Below are 15,222 nucleotides of genomic sequence, written 5' to 3'. Positions count from 1 at the left end.
AGGTAATTTGGAGGCGAGTACCGGAATCGAACCGGTGTACACGGATTTGCAATCCGCACGTTTTTGACTGATTTCAAACGCCTTTTTGTGCAACAGATCGGGAGAACATATCAGAAACATATCAGGAATGTGCGGCAGCCTCAAAAATGACGTATGGCAAGAAAGTTGGGTGACCTCGATGGAAAACCTGCTCCCTTAGCAGGGGAGTGCCACCGACAAATCAGGCAAGTCCGGCACCACCCCCTAAACCCAATAAAATAAGGGTATTTGCAGTGATTTAGGACGAAAAGGGCCAGATACGGCACCACCCCAAATGTGCAGAACAATGCATAAACGTGCACTGATAAGGGGCAATTATTGGGCAATGTCTGTTCACGGTATGATCTGCGGACGAACGAAGGCAGCAAAATGAAGCGACCAGGCATAGGCCATAACGGTGGTCCAAAATCGGAGCCTTTCGGACTGCGCGCGGCTTGGCTCCGCTTTGCCGACCACGTCGAGCTGCGCCGGCTGGCGAAGCCGCACATACGCATCGAGAGAAAGAAACTGGCAATGAAAGCGCTGGTCGGCGAGCGCCAGAAAATCATGAACCGGTGCATCAAAAGGATGCGCAGGGATGAAGGGGAAAAGCCGACAAGGATGGATCCTCGTCATCGAACTCCTATGCACGGATTTTCAAGTATCCGTAGATGATCGATTTTGTTCAGATTTCTTTTCGTAGATCATGCCCTTGAGGTGGACGGGTAAACCATGAAGGCTCAAACTGTTTTCGAGTGTTAGATAGAACGAATGCTCCGAAAAAGATTCTACATTAAAATGCCGATGCTGCAGTACTCAGCCCGGCCACGTCCCGACAGGTTTATACTGCCACCTTCATTGTTCCGTAAGTGAAGTCCTTTTCGATCAAAATAGATGCGACGCCCCTTGTGGAGCATATTCAGGCGCGTGATACGAAATGTGTCAGGAGCTTGGAATTCGATTTCCAGGGTTATGCAACCTTTCCGTTTTCGAAACGTCATGCGGTTAGCATTAGTTTCAACGTCCCAGTTATCACGATTGACGCGCCATTGATTGTCAACGATCTCCACGATTTTAAAACCACTTTCATCGGCGAGCATCAAGTTGAGCAGCACCGGTTCGCCTTCAACGGACGGCCCTTTGATATGAATGATTGGGTCAGAGCCTACCATCAAGTGAATGCCGATATTGCGCATCGTAAAATTGCCGATAGTCACAGTCGGCTGCTCGGAAGTCGCGAAGAAGATATCGTGCGCGAAACCGTCTTCTAGCGCCTTTGGATTGCCCTTTTTCTGGCGAACGTATTCCTTGCTCAACTGCTTCCTTGTAACCTTGCCATGACAATTCTCACACAGAACGGCCATGTCTTCTACTCGATGCTGGTCCACATCACTGAAATTGATGATGTGTTCATAGGTAATTAGGGAACACCCACAGATTACGCATCCAAAGCCAGCCTCTTGCCTTAGCTGTCTCGCAATCTCGGCAGGGATATTGCGACTTAGGCTAAACTTATTTTTGGATTCTCCCATGAAACTGAAAACTCTCTAGGCAACTGTTGCGCGAACCATAGTAGGAATTTTCATGACCGTACAGTCGCTAGATCATATCATGGCTCAATAGCAATCGCTGTACAGCTACGCGTGGCCTTAATTGGAGAATCCCCTTCCGACATTCCTGGGCAGCTTTTGTAAAGCGGCTCCAAACAAAACTCTGCGTTGGGTTCCAAGCCATACGGCGCGGTGACCTGATACTGGAACGTGATCGGCTTTGACCCGACGTTTTGGCTTTGCACCGGCCGATCGAGGCGAACGTACAGGCTGGCATCGGTCCGCGGGTTGCGGAAGGAATAGCGGGTTTTGCCCGGCACGATTTGACAGTTTCGCCCCTCCTCGGTCCGCTCGATCTCGACCTCGATCGCGCAGCTGCGCCCGCCCCCGCATCGGGGCCCCAACACGTCCGATCGCGATATCCGGAAAATAACATCCGGCCGCTGTAGGATTTTCACGTCCTCGACCAGATGCGACAGCGTCTGGGTATTGGCATCCACCTTGTCGCCTAAGCGCCAGGGCGAGAATACCAGCTCATTGACCACGGGCACATAGGCACCGATCCACGCAGCGAAGGCCCCAATGACGGTGATGCGGAAAAACTTGCCGCCATCCTTTCGCCACTCCGACCAGTTGATCAGCCCCGCGCGCGGGGTTTCTTCTTCAGACATGCAGACAGGCTCCAGGTGCAGACATTTCCGGCCAAGATGGCCGCGTGGACAAAATGGTGCCTCTGGCGGGTTCCCTACTCCGGCCGCTCGCATTGGGCCATCGTGCGATAGCCTCCCTCGGAGACTTCATGTGTCGCCGTCTTCACAATCCAAACGCCTGATGCGGCCGCACTGAACCCGATCGGGATCAAGCGCCCCTCAGCCGCGATTGAAGGGTTGCCAGGCAGCTCCACCTCAAGCGTCTCCTTTGCACGGCCGGCACGGCGCGACTCGGCCGTCGCGACGGCGCGCGCCCCTTCCTCGGATCGGAACCGCTGGCGGAGCCGGCGCACCGGCTCCGCGTCCCCGACCTTTACCTCGACATCCTCGGCCTTCTCGATATCCCGATAGGTGGCAATGATTGTACCGGTCGCCTCGCTGAGCCCCCGGCGCATCGACCAGCGGGTGACATCTGCCTCCTGCAGCACCACTGTAGCAGTGGGCTGGCCCGAGGCTTTCACCCCCTCCGCCCTGCGCCCGACGTAGAGAACGCCACCGGCCGGCTTCGCAATGAGATCGTGCAGCACCGCAATCCGCGTCAGAACCGACAGGTCGCTTTCATCCAGCTGATCGATGTGACCAGGCACGATGGATCCCGCGGCCTCCGTCACGGCCGGCTCGAGCCCGTTGTCGCCGGCAATGGTGGTAGCGATCGCCTTCAGCGTCATACCGGCCGGCCACGACCGGGACTTCTGCTGGCTGATCGGGGCAAAGCCGCTCTGCGTCTCGCCTTGCGCCTTGGCACGGCACACGGCCGTGATCATGCGAGGGGGCGAGCTCTCCTCGACCTCATCGGCGATATAGAGCCCCATCTGCAAGAACTCCCCGAGATAGCCCAGGGCGATCGCGACCTCGGCCCCCGGTTCCGGCATGGCAAAGCGCGACAGCGGTGAGGTATTGGCGAAAGTGATCTCGGCAGTATCGGAGATGAAGCCGGCCGTGTCGGACACGCGCACCGAACTCAGCTGAGAGAACACGAAGCCCGACAGCGGCACCCCATTGATCGCGACCTGGACCAAGGGCCGGAAATCCATCAGCCCCATAGCTGCGCCGTTTCAGAAGGTTCTGAGGTGTCTAAATCCGGCAACAGGATGCGAACGCCAGGATCGAGCACAGCCCCCAACGCGCCCAGACCAGGATTAGCGGCAAGAACCGCCTCCACCTTGCCACCCAGGGTATCCCCGTAATGCGCGGCCACGACCTGGTCCAGGACATCACCCTCAGAAGAAACGAAGTAGAGATCGGACACCGCCGTCATATCTTGCCATCCTCATTGTAAACTCTTGCCGATGCGGGATGCCTTGCGAGGCAAATACTTCCTGCCCCTCGGTAACGCCTTCCACGACCCACAAGCCCAGCACCTTACCGATGCCAGACACCAAGGGCAGTGGCAGCCCAAGGCTGGCCTGTGTGCGCATCTTGTCGATCTGCTTCAGCCCGCCTCGGAAGTGGGGATAGATCACGCCCTCGAGCTCCACAGTCTCCGGACCCAGGCCGGTGAACTGCAGCGCATCGTTGGTCCCGATCCGCGCCTGCCGGGCCCAACGATACTCAGCCGATCGACTGAGCCGCTGGTAGGCTGCGTTATCCAGGGAAAACTGGAAGAACCCGAGCTGCATCATGACTTCTGCCATCGTTATCTCCCAAACGGTCCCGTGACCGGCGCGCGATCGAATAGACCGTTGCCGGCGTTGCGTTGTTCCTCACGCTTCAGGAGCCGCAGGACTTCATGAGCGTCAGCCCCAGGCGCGTTGATCGTGTAATGATTGGTGACGGTTTGCGATGCCTGCGCAGGAGCTGCTGCCAGTGCCGGCGCGGCCGTCTGGGAGAATACGGCCTCGATGCGCGCCATCATGCCGTCCACGTCGGGACGGCGCGACTGACCGCGTTCACTCGAGGTGAGCGGAGCGGATCCCATGCGCCGCGTCGGCTGCGCAGGAATACCCACCCGCGGGCTGCTGCGACGCAACTTGTCCAGGACACGGGCTCCTCGATTGCTGGCCGGCCGCGCACCCGAGCTGTTGCGACGCACCGTATCCAGAGCGCGCGCGCCTTGCTTTTTCACCGACCGCGCGGCCGGGCTGAACACAGAGCCGACACGTTCGGCATAGCCGGCCAGCTGGCGCATGGCGCGGTTGTTCGCCACGTACCCCGACCGGTTCTCGAACTTGAGCTCCGGACCGAGCTCGCCCGTCAGGTGCCAGCCAGGACGGAAAGGTCCGCCCAAGGCGTTCTTCTGCGGCTTGATTCCGTATAGCTTCTCTGCGGCCGAGCTGGTCATCGGTGCCGCGTTGTCATTTGACGCCGTATTGCCGAGCCCCGAGACTTTGCCAGGCTCAACGCGCGAGGCCACCGCAGAGCCTACGGCCGAGCCGATCGCATTGCCGGCGCGCTGCGCGTTCTCATAGCCCCACTTCAACGCCTCGATCACTGGTTTGATCAAGGCCATCAGCGTGGTGAACTTATCACCGATCCAGGTCAGCACAGGATCAATAGCGGTTTTGGCCGCCTCCCACGCTGCCCCGATGCCACCGGTCGCAGCCAGCCCATCGATGACCGGCTTCACCAGCCCAGACCAGGTCGTGTCGAAGACGGACCCGATCGCACTGAGCGTCGTGTCGATTGCACCGGAAAGGGTCGACCAGGCGCGCTCGATCGGCGCGGTCACCCCCATCGCATCGGTCACCGGCTTGATCAAATTTTCATAGATCCACCTGAACCTGTTGCCGATGCCGCCCAGGATCCCGTCCATGACAGACTGCGCCGATTTCCACATGCGCCCGAGCCCATCGGACGCGCGCTGCATATCACCGGAAAAGGCGCCAGCGACCACATCGCCCAAGCCAGAGTAGTAGGACCCAATATCGGACAGCACCGGCCCCAACACGCTGCCAGCCTGCCGCCATGCCGCCTCGATTGGCCCCGTGATCCTCATTGCATCCGTGACCGGCTTAATGAGGTTTGAATAGGTCGCCGAGAATACGGCACCGATGCCGCTCAAGGTCCGATCGAAGAACGACGTGGTGCCGTTCCACATTGCCCGCACCCCCTTCTCGGCGCGCTCCATATCCCCGGAAAAGACCCCACCGACGAAGTTGCCGAACCCCTGAAAGTGCCCCTTCGCATCGCCCCATAGGCCCTTGAACCAGGGCGCGACGCTCTCCCAATTGCGGTAGATGAGATAGGCCCCACCCGCGATGACGGCGATCGCCGCCCCGATCGGGTTCATGACCAGGGCAGACCCGATCGCCCGGATCGCCCCAACGACGATCGGCGACGCTGTGGCCAGAGACAGCATGGCGCGGCCGAGGCTGAACACTGCGCCCCCGAACTTGGCAACACGCACGATCGTGCGCGACGCCAGGACCGCCCCGACCACCATGCCGAAGTTTTCCCAGCCGCCGATCATATCGGCCGTGCCTTCGGTGACCGACCAGACCACGGACCCGATCGCACCGATGCCCGCGGCAACCTCGCCTATCACTGGCAGCGCCCTCTCAGCGCCATCAGCGAACCCGTTCGCCCACCGCTCCACATCAGCCCGGTTGCCGATCAGAGCGTCGCCGATGCGGCGCATAGAACGCGTCACCACCGGCATCAGTGCAGAGCCGACCGTATTCTTCAGGCCGGCCATCACCAGCTGCGTATCCAGCAGCGTGTCTTTGAACACTTCGGCATCCCGCGCAGCCTGATCCGACAGCACATAACCGGTGCGCCGCGCATCCTCGCGAAGCTGCGTCAGCCCTTTAGAGCCGTCCTTCAGCATATTGAGCAGACCGATACCCGATCGCCCAAACAGATCGTTTGCGAGCGCGGCCTTTTCCGCCTGCGTCTCGACCCCCTGCAGCTTGTCTGCGATCGAGGCAAGCGCCTCTTCCGGCAGCTGATTGGCGAGCTGGCCGGCTGAAAGCCCCAAAGCGTCCAACGCGTCCTTCTGGGCCCCGGTCCCCTCGAGCGCCAGACCGATGTTCTTGGTCATTTTTTCCAAAGCGCCGTCGAAGGTACCTGCCGCAACCCCTGACCGCTCGGCCGCATAGCGCAGCTCCTGAAGCGCGCCCAGGCCGATCCCCAGCTTGTCGGCCGTCTTGGCGACGTTATCCCCGAGATCCGCTGTAGAATTGGCAAGGCCAAAGATCGCGCCACCGGCCAAGGTCGCACCGATCGCGATCTGGCGCGCGTTCCGGCCGATGCCAGATGCCATATTACTGAAGGTGGACCCGACACGGCGCGACGCTGCGGCCGCGCGGTTCCATCGCTCCTGGGCGCGGCGCAGATCCACAAGCGTCCGCTCGAGCTTTTCATACTCACGATCGAGGTGCTCAACGGACTGCCCCTGCTTGCGCAGAACGTTACGCTGGCGATCGAGCTCCTTTTGCCGGCGCTCGACACCCTTGATCGCATCGCCGACTTGGGACAGCCCAGATTTTAGGAAGCCCATGTTGCGCTTGACCGATTGCTCGAGAACCGAACCGATCGTGATCGTTGCGTTTAGGCGTTGGTTTTTACTCATTCTTCGGAAGGCCCTCTATCCACCAGATGAAACGACTGACCGGCATGGCCATGATTTCACGCTCGGCCCATCCGGTGTGCCGGGCGAGCCGAAGTGACCCCGCCCGGACTTGTTCACGGGTCAGCCAATAAAAACCGAGAGCGCCGTCTGCAGCCGGCTGTACTGGCGCATCGTCATCGAGCGCACCGCTTCCGGTGAGATTTCACACAGATTGGAAATCAGCGCGATTTCAGAAAGCGCGCTGCTGGACCCGGCAGAATCCGCAGCCAGCTGATCATCAACGAACGGCTCGCGCATCTTCAGGCTTTTGACTTCCGTCCCGTCGATCTTCGGCGGTCGGCTTTTAAAATTGATCGTGAGCGACCCATCGTCATTTTCGACCAGCCAAGCCGGCTTATTTTGATTGTCCATGAAAGCTCCTTACAGGCCGATGTTTGCGCGGTGCTCGGCGAGCTGATCCACGCCGCGCACTTTGCGCACCATATTGACGACATCGATCTCGTTGATATCGACGCCACCGTGGACCTCACGGTAGTACCGCAGGCTCACAGTGAAGGTCAGCGACGGCTTCGCCCCCGAGCCCCAGGTACCGCGCGCCACCGAGATGATTTTGCCCTGCATGTGATGCGCCACGGCCGTCTTGGTGCCATCCAGGCTTTCAAGCGACCCACGTGCCGTCAGCTGAACCAACGAGCCATCTTTGATGCCCCAGAGGGACAGCACATCACGGTCGTAGGACGTAAGAACGAAGGACGTGGTCATCTTCTCTTGGCCCATGTCGAGATCGATGGGCGCGTCCATGCCGCCCCCGCGGAACTCTTCGGTCGAGACCGTCAGATCGGGGGGGCTGTATTCCTCGATCTTGCCCGCATGGCCACGGCCATCAACGAACAGATTTAGATATTTCAGGATATCTTCAGCAGCCATCAGTTAAACACCTCCTCGATGTAGTCGTTCACCAGGTGCGAACGGAACGTAATATGCTCGGCCGGATAGACCGGCGTAAAATCAAAGTTGAAGAACACTTTGCCGAGCTGGATATTTGCGGCCGAGTTCAAGTCCGGATCGACCCAGCATCGCCCGCCCAGGATCGCGCCCAAGGCGACCAGATCCCGAAGGTAGGCATTCACGCTTTCCTCTACGTCCGAGACGTAGGTTTTGGTGATGCCCCGATCGACGGCCCAGAGGTGAGCGCGCAGCAGGGAGTCGTTGATGATGTCGGCCGTGCGACGAACGCTGAGGAAGATCCACTTCGTATCTTCCGTCAGGCTCCGGTTGCCCCAGAGACGGTAGCCATTCTGGCGGATCGTTGTGGCAACCTTGGCCTCGTTCAACAGGTTGGCGCGCGCACTCGCATCGCCCAGTTTGAAGTCAACCGGCCGGCTGGTCCCGATCACGCCGCCCAGCAGATTGTTGGATGGCGATGCCCAGAACCCGGCGTCGTTGTCCACCTTGGCAATCAAGCCGGCAACACGGGACGAAGCCGGCACCGACACGATATCGGAGCCGACCATGACCTTGTGCCACGGATCGATCAGGTAGATGCGATCCGAACCAAAGTCGCCGGCCGCGGTGATTGCGTCGGCATCGTTTGTGTTGGGCCCATCGGCGATGATGACAGCGCGCAGACGGTCACCGATGCCCTGCAGCTCAGCCACAACCGGATTGGCGTTGTCCAGAGGGCGTTGGTGGGTAAAGCCAGGCGCGATCAAGATGCGCGGGGAAAACCCGACAACGCTCTCAGCACCGACCAGAGCATGAACCCCTTCGAAGTTGCCATCGACCGCGTTCACGCCACCGATGACATTGGCGAGGCTTTCAGCTTCGGTAGCCCCCTCCTCAACCCGCACAACAATGACGACCGCGCCGATCTGATCGAAGATGCCGTCCATCGCGGCCGGCAAGGTGCCAAGCGCGGTACCGACGGTGTCCAGACCGGCCGCTTCTTTGCGCGAGCCGGCGACCAGGACCGGCGTGTTTAGGGGGAAGGCATCAGGATCCGCGTCGGGCGCGGTGCGTACAATGCCGATGACGGACGACTTGACCGTCTGAATGGGACGTGGACCTGCATCGATCTCGATGACCTCGACGCCGTGAAGAAATGCCATAGTGACCTCGCTTGCGGATGTGAACCGTTGCCCCAAGCATTCCACCGCACCGCGGCTCAATCCTCTGGCGGTTCCCCCGCGCGCGTCCACCCGGCGAGATAGGCGCGGTTCATTTCCAAAACACGGCAATAAAGCCCGCCTGGCGAAAGCTCCTGCGGCGCACCCAGCTCAAGCGCATGCGCGCAGATTTCCGAGCAGAACCACTGGTCCCGTCTATGCCGTCGCAGGTTCAACGCCTGTGACGCCAGCAAGCCGGCATAGGCGTAGGGATTGCCAATCTCGGCAATCACCCGGTCGATCGCGGCCGGCCCCGCCCAGGGAATAGCGACGAATTCCCAATGTCCCGGTTTGAAGGTGATCGACTTCTCTCGCACACCGCCATCGCGGCCACTCGATGACCAAGCGCGCGCTTGCGAACCATCGCCAGACATTGCCGGTACCGCGCGCAGAATTTCGACATGGCTGAACGACGATCGGGTGACCCAACGGATCACCCGATCGAGCAGTTGCCCGCGCCCTTTGTAGAATGCCAAGGCGATCATCGGATCAACCTCGCGCCGGCTCAGAACTTGGCGACGACGTCGCGCGCGCCATCCGGCAATGGGAACCAATTGGCGTCATCAGCGATATCAAGCGTCGCATCATCTGCCAGCTCGGTTACGCGGGCACGCATTTGCGCTACCCACCCAATCGCATCATCAAGCCCAGTTAAGATCGAAGCCTCTTCCTCTGTACGAGCGCTGGCCACTTTCGCAGAGATGACCGCAGCCGCTGTTGCCATGTTCATCTGCGTTTCAGCTGACGCTGCGGCGTAGATGCGACGGCGGCATTCGCCCTTAACAGACTTCATGCGAACGCCCCGCTCGGCTTCCACAATTACTTCTTCTGGAAAGCCGAGGGCTTCTGCGCCAGCACGATCAACAGAAAGTGTGGTTCGCCCCTGATGGGTAATATCAAATTGCATTTTTTAAGCCCCTTAGTTTTGAAGGAAGTGAGTGCCTAGCGTTCCGCCGGAGTTCAGAACCGCGCCATTCAGGAGCGTTGCACTCGTGCGACGAATATTGAAAACACCACCATTACCGTCGATGACACCCGCCATAGGCCCGTCGAATGTGGTCACGAAAAGCGCTAGTGCGCTATAAGCGGATTCGTACACGCTGATGATACCAAGAACAGAGTCCGCGACCCCGCCGGTCACAATGCAACTAGACAACGAAATAGACCGCGTTCCTGCCCTTGATGACACGACAAGGCTGCGCCGCTGTCCGTTCCACCCGAGGTTAATGTCGGGCGTGACGTCTGGGAGTTCAATGTCCACGGTTGAAAGCTGTATGTCAGCGTTGCTTCCAGTAAACCCAAACATCTGGTTCACGCCGCCAACCACAGACGCGATTGGCTTGATCTTTGGCCTACCCGCAGCCAAATCACCAGCGTAGGTAAAAACGACGCGCCGATTAGAAACATAAACGTCAGCGTCGATGATGTGCGTCTGTCCAGTGTTCAGCTTCACAACAACCTGAGCGCCGGAAGGAACCGATTCTACTGCCTCTTTTATCGTCGGGAAAACGGTGCCAGCTCTCTCAGTAAGCGTATTATTCACACTTATGACACGGTCCATTTCAGACGATACCACGCCCTTCAAGTTAGCGGACAAAGCATCGTATGCCGCCTGACGAACGGAAATCTGCCCATCGGCATCGTCCAGAAAGCCTTCATACCGCGCCTTCAGTTGGTTCATCGCGGCCGCAGCATTGTTGATGTCATTAATGCTCATTTGTTCGTCCTCTTAGGTTGCCGCCTGCAGGGCGCGCACGGCCATCTGCAGATCGTATTGAGTGGAATAGGTGAGCGCTTGCGTTTCCAAATCGGTCACGACGTGATCGAACAGGTCATCATCCGGCGCATCAACGATGATCAGCCCCTCGGCGACCCGGCTAAAATTCAGCACGTGGTCGATCAAATAGACGATAGCGCCGGTGCGACGGACCTCAGCCGCGGGGAACGTGCAAAGCGCAATCAGATCCCCATCAGCATCAAAGAACCCGGCTTCACGGACATCGAACGCGAGAGTGTCGATCCCGAACTCGGCCTTCACGCGCCATGCGCTCGGCGAGACAATATGCCGGCGCTCGATCGGAACCCGGACACGTTCCCGTCGCAAATAGGTCTGGTCAAAGTCCCCGTTGTAGCTGGCCCCGTTGCCGTCACCCAACGCCACATGCGTGATCGCAACCTGCGACCCTGAGCCCGCGGCCTGGGTAATTTTCGCCTCGGCGATATCGGTGAGAATGGTGGTGGGCATTAGGCGGCATCCCTTGGCTGAACATCATGGTAAACAGTGCTGATCTGGCGCGCCCGCGACCCGACCCGCATATGCGTGGTACCGACCGAAACGCGCGTCCGTGGATTAGGGTCGTGGCTCAGATCAGAGCGCGTACGACCGCGCGCGCCAGCACGGGCATAGACGGCCGTATCGAACCGCTCCCCAATGCGGAGCTCAAAATGGGAACGCTCAGGTTTAAGATTGACCAGGATCGATGTAACCCACGCCAAGGTGCGACTGTCGATCGCCATGCCGGCGGCGAACACATCATCACCAAACGCATCGATCCGAAACGTATGAGGATCCCCGCCGTAGTCGAACCATTCCGCAATCTCAGCTTCAAAGCCGATACCCCCGAGCGCGCGACGAACAGACCCGATCGTACCCTTTGCCCGGTGAATTTGCACCGCATCGACCAGTATCTGGCGCTTCTGGTTTTCGGGCCAACCGCTGTCCCAAACCTCAACCGAAAACCCCCAGGCGAGATAGGAGAGCAAATGCTCCGGACATACGGAAGCATCCCAAAGCGCTGCGATCGGATCGCCAAACCCGAGCAGGCGGCCGGACAGCTGCTCCAGCTCGCGCTCAATCGCTTGCGCATTTGACGGCAAAATGGTGGGCAGATCAGACATCACGCCCCCCAACCGTCACGGATACCGACGTACAGTAAGCAGCCTCAGACGCACTAATCTCAAGATCAGCGCCGGGGCTGACCAGGGTGACCTTCTGCACCCCTGCCAAATGCAGCGCCGCATGCAGCCCAGAAACCGTTATGTCATGCCCCAAGCGGTGCTGGTCCCATACGAACGCAGAAACTGACGCTTCAGCGGCCGCGCGCACAACATCCGCATCGGGCCCCTCATAGAGCGTCAGCACGGCCTCGAGCTGATACGGCACGATCGATGCGCCTTGCACGATGACTTGGTCTGTCAGCGGCCGGATGTCTTCGTCGTTCAGCTTGTCAGAAACCGTCTGGATCAGCGCAGCATCGCCGCTGCCGTCTCCGTCATCCGACAGCACCGTGACCAGGACTTGTCCCGGCGATGGCGATTCAACGCTAATGTCTTTCACCAGCGACGAGGCCGACAGCCCCCAGAATACATACGACCCGCGCGGGCCGGCAGTGGTGAACCCTTCGAGCGCCAGCTGCACCCACGAGCGAAACCGGACGTCATCCTCGAGTAGGGCCGACACAGGCGGCAGCGCCGCAGGATCGGCCGGCTGGATCACCGCGCGCTCAACACCATAGAACGCCGCCAGATGGTCCAGCTGCGCACCACCAGCGAACGCCAGCATATTGCCGCGGCCGGCATCGTCGATTTCAGCGCGCAACAGCAGCTCGCGATACGCCCAAGCCTCAAGCACCTTGGTGATCGGCTCGCTTTCCACCCCCATGATCGGCGCGAGGCTCGGATCGCGCGCGACCAGCCATGCCTTGATTTCCGCAAGGATCGTCTCAAAGTCCTTGCGATCTATGATCTCCGGAGCGGGCAGTCGCTCAAGATTGATTGCCGTGAACGCGCTCATCCGACCTCGATCCCCACAATGGTGACTTCGCGGCCGTCGGGCAGATAGCGGCCGCTGAGGTCAATGGTGATTTTGCCAGGCTCAAAGGTCCGAAGCGTTACGGTGTCGACATCGATGCGTGGCTCCCATGTGATCAATGCCTCGGCCGTTGCCGCGATGATCGCCAGCTTGGTCGCTGACGAATACGGCGCATCGATAAGATCGAACAAACGGGATCCATAATCGCGCCGCATCACCCGCGACCCGATCGGGGTCGTCAGGATATCCCGGATGGATTGCCGGAGGTGGTCGATGCCGCCCAATTTACGGCCTGTGAGTGCGCTGATCCCATACATGCGCCCACATTAGACAGGACACGCGCTGCGATCCTCTGGCGGTTCCCCACTGCGCTACTTCGGAGTGCCGGTGTCGCTAGGCCCAAGCTGAATGTCCCCATGCACATGAGATACCAAGCTGATCTCAGACGCCACGACATCGCCGGCCCCGGTGATCGTGCCGGCAAAGTTGCCGGCCGGCACACCACCCGCAAAAGGACCGGGATAGATGATGCCATGCGCGGTATTGCCACCAGGCGAAAGCACCACCACCTGAGTGCCGACCGATGGTGGAATCCAGAACTTCAGCTGCTCCGATCCAAGCTGCGCAATTTTAAGCCAATCGCTCTCAGCCCCGTCAGCCCATTTGACCTTGGCACGATCGCCTTCGCGCGCCGTGACCGTCGCCACCATGATCATGCGCTCCACGGCCTGCATCAGCTGCGATAAGGTGAACTCAGACATCGCCGGCCTCCGCCACATACTCCTGCTCATGCGCCGGCCCGATATCGGGCGACCAGGACGTCAGCAGCTGGGTCGGTGTCACGCCGTCATCGATAAAGAAGCTCGAGCCGATATCCGCCGCATGGGCCCACTCGACGCGCCAAACGTCGTACTGGTCCGCTTGCGGCGCAAACTCATCCGGCTCAACAGCCAAGACTGCGGCCGCGCCCCAGGCGACCCCCAATCGGTTACTGTGCACCGCGGCCGCGAGCGCGCCGGCTGCCTTCAGCACCTCGCGCCGCACCTTCGGTGTCCGGTACCCGAGCACAATGCGTGCCTCGATCCGGACCAGGCACGGAAACTGACCCGTATGCAGATCCTTGTCGGGATCAGGCTCGAGCTCCGACATCTGAACGATGATGGCTGGCACTTCTAAAGTTTTGCGCGTCTCATCTTCGGCCGCGACCGTCTTAAACATCGGAAACGCCGCCGCCAGCGTGGCCACGACCGTGTCCAGGGCATCGCCCAAATCAAGTGCTTCAGCCATCATCCAACTCCTAAGATTGTGCGCGCCCGAATTTCTGCCAGAAAGTGCTTCATGTAGATGCTGTCGATATCCACAAAGACCTCGTCCTCGAGGTAGATCATCATCCGATCAGCAACCGACAACGTCGCCTCGCCGATCGCCCATCGCTTCGACCCGTACCGCTGCATGACTTTGCGCTTACCGCCCACCTTCGCAAAGAACGCGCCGTGGACCATCGTGTCGCCAAACTTGATCCCGCCATCGACCTTTTGCGGCCGGCCCTTGAATGCTGAGACCGGCAGATCATTGGCCCCAAACCAGAGCTTCAACGCGTTGTTGCCCTTGCCCACCTTGTACTCCTTCAGGCGACGGCGCAGTGCTTTAGCATTCCGCAGCCCGAGCTCCGTCTGCAGGCCAGTGGACGCCAGACGCCGAAGGGTCGCGGCCGTGCGCTTCAGCGCGCGCGATCGAGAGAGGTCTACCTGTTTGGGGGTTGCCGCATACTCGGCCGCGATCTTATCGAGCTGACCATCGTCAAAATCAAAGGCCAGCATTGTAGATCACATTCGGCACCGCCAGGATCAGCGTGGCTCTTCCAGAACATCGAAGGTGCGGCCCTCGATCACTGCTGTGTCACCGCGCAGAACCTGCGACACCTCGTCTTCGCGGCAAACAAACCGCGGTCCAGGGCTGTCGAATTCGAACTCGCCCAAGGTCGCCATCTGGCTCGGGTCATCAAAAATGCCAAGGACATCTGCCACCTTTTCCGAACCCCTGGTGATACTTGCCGTGGTGGCAAATTCCTCAAGCTCGAAAAAGGCGGAGATGTCCTCCCAATCGGGATGGGGCATCGGTTACGCGTCGCGCGCTTCTTCGATGGCCGCAATCAGCTTGGCCTGGTTCATGCCGTCATACCCGTCAATCTCAAGCTCGGCCGCGATGACCTTCAGGTCCGCGACCTTCATCTTGCCCAGATCGCCTTCAGCTTTGGCAGCCTTACCCTTTGCTAGCTCGGCGCGGCCGCGGTTGATCAGGTTCTTTGCCAGATCCTCGCCAATCTCCACCGTGGTGCCAGGCGTTTTGATATTGCCCGCAATCGCGATCGCGGAGGTGATTTTAACTTTCACTGTCTTTTCAGCCATTTTGAAATCCTAAGATTAAAGAGGTCAGAGGGAGCGAACCGGCCTGATCG

General features: G+C 59.7%; 22 protein-coding genes and 1 tRNA gene. All 23 read right to left on the bottom strand.

The annotated features are described in order from the left end of the window. Positions 1-8: 8 nt before the first annotated feature. The 23 genes from AADJ11_RS19815 to AADJ11_RS19705 all read right to left on the bottom strand — a co-directional run bounded on the left by AADJ11_RS19815 (position 9) and on the right by AADJ11_RS19705 (position 15,172). Positions 9-82: transfer RNA gene (locus tag AADJ11_RS19815), tRNA-Cys, on the bottom strand. A gap of 290 nt (positions 83-372) precedes the next feature. Further along, positions 373-654: a hypothetical protein gene (locus AADJ11_RS19810; RefSeq protein ID WP_341236134.1), complete on the bottom strand. Its 282-nt coding sequence runs from the start codon at positions 652-654 to the stop codon at positions 373-375. 152 nt (positions 655-806) lie between these two features. Next, positions 807-1,334 carry a hypothetical protein gene (locus tag AADJ11_RS19805; protein WP_341236133.1) on the bottom strand — a complete coding sequence of 176 codons (528 nt, stop codon included), beginning with the start codon at positions 1,332-1,334 and terminating at the stop codon, positions 807-809. Positions 1,335-1,627: 293 nt separating this feature from the next. Next, the gene (locus AADJ11_RS19800; protein WP_341236132.1) at positions 1,628-2,239 is read right to left on the bottom strand and encodes a hypothetical protein; all 612 of its coding nucleotides are present in this window, start codon (positions 2,237-2,239) and stop codon (positions 1,628-1,630) included. 74 nt (positions 2,240-2,313) lie between these two features. Continuing rightward, complete coding sequence (locus tag AADJ11_RS19795) at positions 2,314-3,321, bottom strand: late control protein D (RefSeq protein WP_341236131.1); 1,008 nt, start codon at positions 3,319-3,321, stop codon at positions 2,314-2,316. Further along, positions 3,312-3,536: a tail protein X gene (locus tag AADJ11_RS19790; RefSeq protein WP_341236130.1), complete on the bottom strand. Its 225-nt coding sequence runs from the start codon at positions 3,534-3,536 to the stop codon at positions 3,312-3,314. Before AADJ11_RS19790 ends, AADJ11_RS19795 begins: the two co-directional genes overlap by 10 nt. Next, positions 3,499-3,912 carry a phage tail protein gene (locus AADJ11_RS19785; protein WP_037963772.1) on the bottom strand — a complete coding sequence of 138 codons (414 nt, stop codon included), beginning with the start codon at positions 3,910-3,912 and terminating at the stop codon, positions 3,499-3,501. The genes AADJ11_RS19790 and AADJ11_RS19785 overlap by 38 nt, the downstream gene beginning before the upstream one ends. Before the next feature lie 2 nt (positions 3,913-3,914). Further along, on the bottom strand, positions 3,915-6,788 hold the full coding sequence (locus tag AADJ11_RS19780; protein WP_341236129.1) for a phage tail tape measure protein: 2,874 nt from the start codon (positions 6,786-6,788) through the stop codon (positions 3,915-3,917). A 120-nt stretch (positions 6,789-6,908) separates the two neighbouring features. After that, positions 6,909-7,199, bottom strand: a complete 291-nt coding sequence (locus AADJ11_RS19775) for a phage tail assembly protein (RefSeq protein ID WP_341236128.1) — start codon at positions 7,197-7,199, stop codon at positions 6,909-6,911. A 9-nt stretch (positions 7,200-7,208) separates the two neighbouring features. Continuing rightward, on the bottom strand, positions 7,209-7,715 hold the full coding sequence (locus tag AADJ11_RS19770; protein ID WP_341236127.1) for a phage major tail tube protein: 507 nt from the start codon (positions 7,713-7,715) through the stop codon (positions 7,209-7,211). Beyond that, entirely contained in the window at positions 7,715-8,896 is a 1,182-nt protein-coding gene (locus AADJ11_RS19765; protein ID WP_341236126.1) for a phage tail sheath C-terminal domain-containing protein, read from the bottom strand. The genes AADJ11_RS19770 and AADJ11_RS19765 overlap by 1 nt, the downstream gene beginning before the upstream one ends. Before the next feature lie 56 nt (positions 8,897-8,952). Continuing rightward, positions 8,953-9,438, bottom strand: coding sequence for a hypothetical protein (locus AADJ11_RS19760; protein ID WP_341236125.1), 486 nt, complete (start codon positions 9,436-9,438; stop codon positions 8,953-8,955). A gap of 20 nt (positions 9,439-9,458) precedes the next feature. Further along, positions 9,459-9,860 (bottom strand): hypothetical protein, encoded by a 402-nt coding sequence (locus AADJ11_RS19755; RefSeq protein ID WP_341236124.1) that lies wholly within the window; start codon positions 9,858-9,860, stop codon positions 9,459-9,461. A gap of 12 nt (positions 9,861-9,872) precedes the next feature. Beyond that, positions 9,873-10,670 (bottom strand): hypothetical protein, encoded by a 798-nt coding sequence (locus tag AADJ11_RS19750; protein WP_341236123.1) that lies wholly within the window; start codon positions 10,668-10,670, stop codon positions 9,873-9,875. A gap of 12 nt (positions 10,671-10,682) precedes the next feature. Beyond that, positions 10,683-11,198, bottom strand: a complete 516-nt coding sequence (locus AADJ11_RS19745; RefSeq protein ID WP_341236122.1) for a phage tail protein — start codon at positions 11,196-11,198, stop codon at positions 10,683-10,685. Further along, entirely contained in the window at positions 11,198-11,851 is a 654-nt protein-coding gene (locus tag AADJ11_RS19740) for a phage tail protein I (RefSeq protein ID WP_341236121.1), read from the bottom strand. The genes AADJ11_RS19745 and AADJ11_RS19740 overlap by 1 nt, the downstream gene beginning before the upstream one ends. After that, entirely contained in the window at positions 11,844-12,746 is a 903-nt protein-coding gene (locus AADJ11_RS19735; RefSeq protein ID WP_341236120.1) for a baseplate J/gp47 family protein, read from the bottom strand. The genes AADJ11_RS19740 and AADJ11_RS19735 overlap by 8 nt, the downstream gene beginning before the upstream one ends. Continuing rightward, the gene (locus AADJ11_RS19730; RefSeq protein ID WP_341236119.1) at positions 12,743-13,081 is read right to left on the bottom strand and encodes a GPW/gp25 family protein; all 339 of its coding nucleotides are present in this window, start codon (positions 13,079-13,081) and stop codon (positions 12,743-12,745) included. Before AADJ11_RS19730 ends, AADJ11_RS19735 begins: the two co-directional genes overlap by 4 nt. 54 nt (positions 13,082-13,135) lie before the next feature. Next, positions 13,136-13,525, bottom strand: a complete 390-nt coding sequence (locus AADJ11_RS19725) for a phage baseplate assembly protein V (protein ID WP_341236118.1) — start codon at positions 13,523-13,525, stop codon at positions 13,136-13,138. Continuing rightward, positions 13,518-14,051 (bottom strand): hypothetical protein, encoded by a 534-nt coding sequence (locus tag AADJ11_RS19720; RefSeq protein ID WP_341236117.1) that lies wholly within the window; start codon positions 14,049-14,051, stop codon positions 13,518-13,520. The genes AADJ11_RS19725 and AADJ11_RS19720 overlap by 8 nt, the downstream gene beginning before the upstream one ends. After that, entirely contained in the window at positions 14,051-14,584 is a 534-nt protein-coding gene (locus AADJ11_RS19715) for a phage tail protein (protein WP_132998313.1), read from the bottom strand. The genes AADJ11_RS19720 and AADJ11_RS19715 overlap by 1 nt, the downstream gene beginning before the upstream one ends. Positions 14,585-14,611: 27 nt before the next feature. After that, on the bottom strand, positions 14,612-14,881 hold the full coding sequence (locus AADJ11_RS19710; RefSeq protein ID WP_341236116.1) for a head-tail joining protein: 270 nt from the start codon (positions 14,879-14,881) through the stop codon (positions 14,612-14,614). 3 nt (positions 14,882-14,884) lie between these two features. Then, positions 14,885-15,172 carry a Rho termination factor N-terminal domain-containing protein gene (locus tag AADJ11_RS19705; RefSeq protein ID WP_341236115.1) on the bottom strand — a complete coding sequence of 96 codons (288 nt, stop codon included), beginning with the start codon at positions 15,170-15,172 and terminating at the stop codon, positions 14,885-14,887. Positions 15,173-15,222: the final 50 nt, after the last annotated feature.

Origin of the sequence: uncultured Sulfitobacter sp., assembly GCF_964021855.1 — a bacterium.
Classification (GTDB): domain Bacteria; phylum Pseudomonadota; class Alphaproteobacteria; order Rhodobacterales; family Rhodobacteraceae; genus Sulfitobacter.
This window is presented reverse-complemented; position numbering and strand designations above follow the sequence as displayed.

Bases quoted from the DNA above. Each gene is read 5' to 3' on its own strand.
- AADJ11_RS19710 (WP_341236116.1), bottom strand. From the start codon at position 14,881: ATGCCCCATCCCGATTGGGAGGACATCTCCGCCTTTTTCGAGCTTGAG.
- AADJ11_RS19745 (WP_341236122.1), bottom strand. From the start codon at position 11,198: ATGCCCACCACCATTCTCACCGATATCGCCGAGGCGAAAATTACCCAG.
- AADJ11_RS19775 (WP_341236128.1), bottom strand. From the start codon at position 7,199: ATGGACAATCAAAATAAGCCGGCTTGGCTGGTCGAAAATGACGATGGG.
- AADJ11_RS19770 (WP_341236127.1), bottom strand. From the start codon at position 7,715: ATGGCTGCTGAAGATATCCTGAAATATCTAAATCTGTTCGTTGATGGC.
- AADJ11_RS19750 (WP_341236123.1), bottom strand. From the start codon at position 10,670: ATGAGCATTAATGACATCAACAATGCTGCGGCCGCGATGAACCAACTG.
- AADJ11_RS19780 (WP_341236129.1), bottom strand. From the start codon at position 6,788: ATGAGTAAAAACCAACGCCTAAACGCAACGATCACGATCGGTTCGGTT.
- AADJ11_RS19785 (WP_037963772.1), bottom strand. From the start codon at position 3,912: ATGGCAGAAGTCATGATGCAGCTCGGGTTCTTCCAGTTTTCCCTGGAT.
- AADJ11_RS19810 (WP_341236134.1), bottom strand. From the start codon at position 654: ATGACGAGGATCCATCCTTGTCGGCTTTTCCCCTTCATCCCTGCGCAT.
- AADJ11_RS19800 (WP_341236132.1), bottom strand. From the start codon at position 2,239: ATGTCTGAAGAAGAAACCCCGCGCGCGGGGCTGATCAACTGGTCGGAG.
- AADJ11_RS19795 (WP_341236131.1), bottom strand. From the start codon at position 3,321: ATGGGGCTGATGGATTTCCGGCCCTTGGTCCAGGTCGCGATCAATGGG.
- AADJ11_RS19705 (WP_341236115.1), bottom strand. From the start codon at position 15,172: ATGGCTGAAAAGACAGTGAAAGTTAAAATCACCTCCGCGATCGCGATT.
- AADJ11_RS19725 (WP_341236118.1), bottom strand. From the start codon at position 13,525: ATGTCTGAGTTCACCTTATCGCAGCTGATGCAGGCCGTGGAGCGCATG.
- AADJ11_RS19765 (WP_341236126.1), bottom strand. From the start codon at position 8,896: ATGGCATTTCTTCACGGCGTCGAGGTCATCGAGATCGATGCAGGTCCA.
- AADJ11_RS19740 (WP_341236121.1), bottom strand. From the start codon at position 11,851: ATGTCTGATCTGCCCACCATTTTGCCGTCAAATGCGCAAGCGATTGAG.
- AADJ11_RS19720 (WP_341236117.1), bottom strand. From the start codon at position 14,051: ATGGCTGAAGCACTTGATTTGGGCGATGCCCTGGACACGGTCGTGGCC.
- AADJ11_RS19715 (WP_132998313.1), bottom strand. From the start codon at position 14,584: ATGCTGGCCTTTGATTTTGACGATGGTCAGCTCGATAAGATCGCGGCC.
- AADJ11_RS19735 (WP_341236120.1), bottom strand. From the start codon at position 12,746: ATGAGCGCGTTCACGGCAATCAATCTTGAGCGACTGCCCGCTCCGGAG.
- AADJ11_RS19730 (WP_341236119.1), bottom strand. From the start codon at position 13,081: ATGTATGGGATCAGCGCACTCACAGGCCGTAAATTGGGCGGCATCGAC.
- AADJ11_RS19755 (WP_341236124.1), bottom strand. From the start codon at position 9,860: ATGCAATTTGATATTACCCATCAGGGGCGAACCACACTTTCTGTTGAT.
- AADJ11_RS19760 (WP_341236125.1), bottom strand. From the start codon at position 9,438: ATGATCGCCTTGGCATTCTACAAAGGGCGCGGGCAACTGCTCGATCGG.
- AADJ11_RS19790 (WP_341236130.1), bottom strand. From the start codon at position 3,536: ATGACGGCGGTGTCCGATCTCTACTTCGTTTCTTCTGAGGGTGATGTC.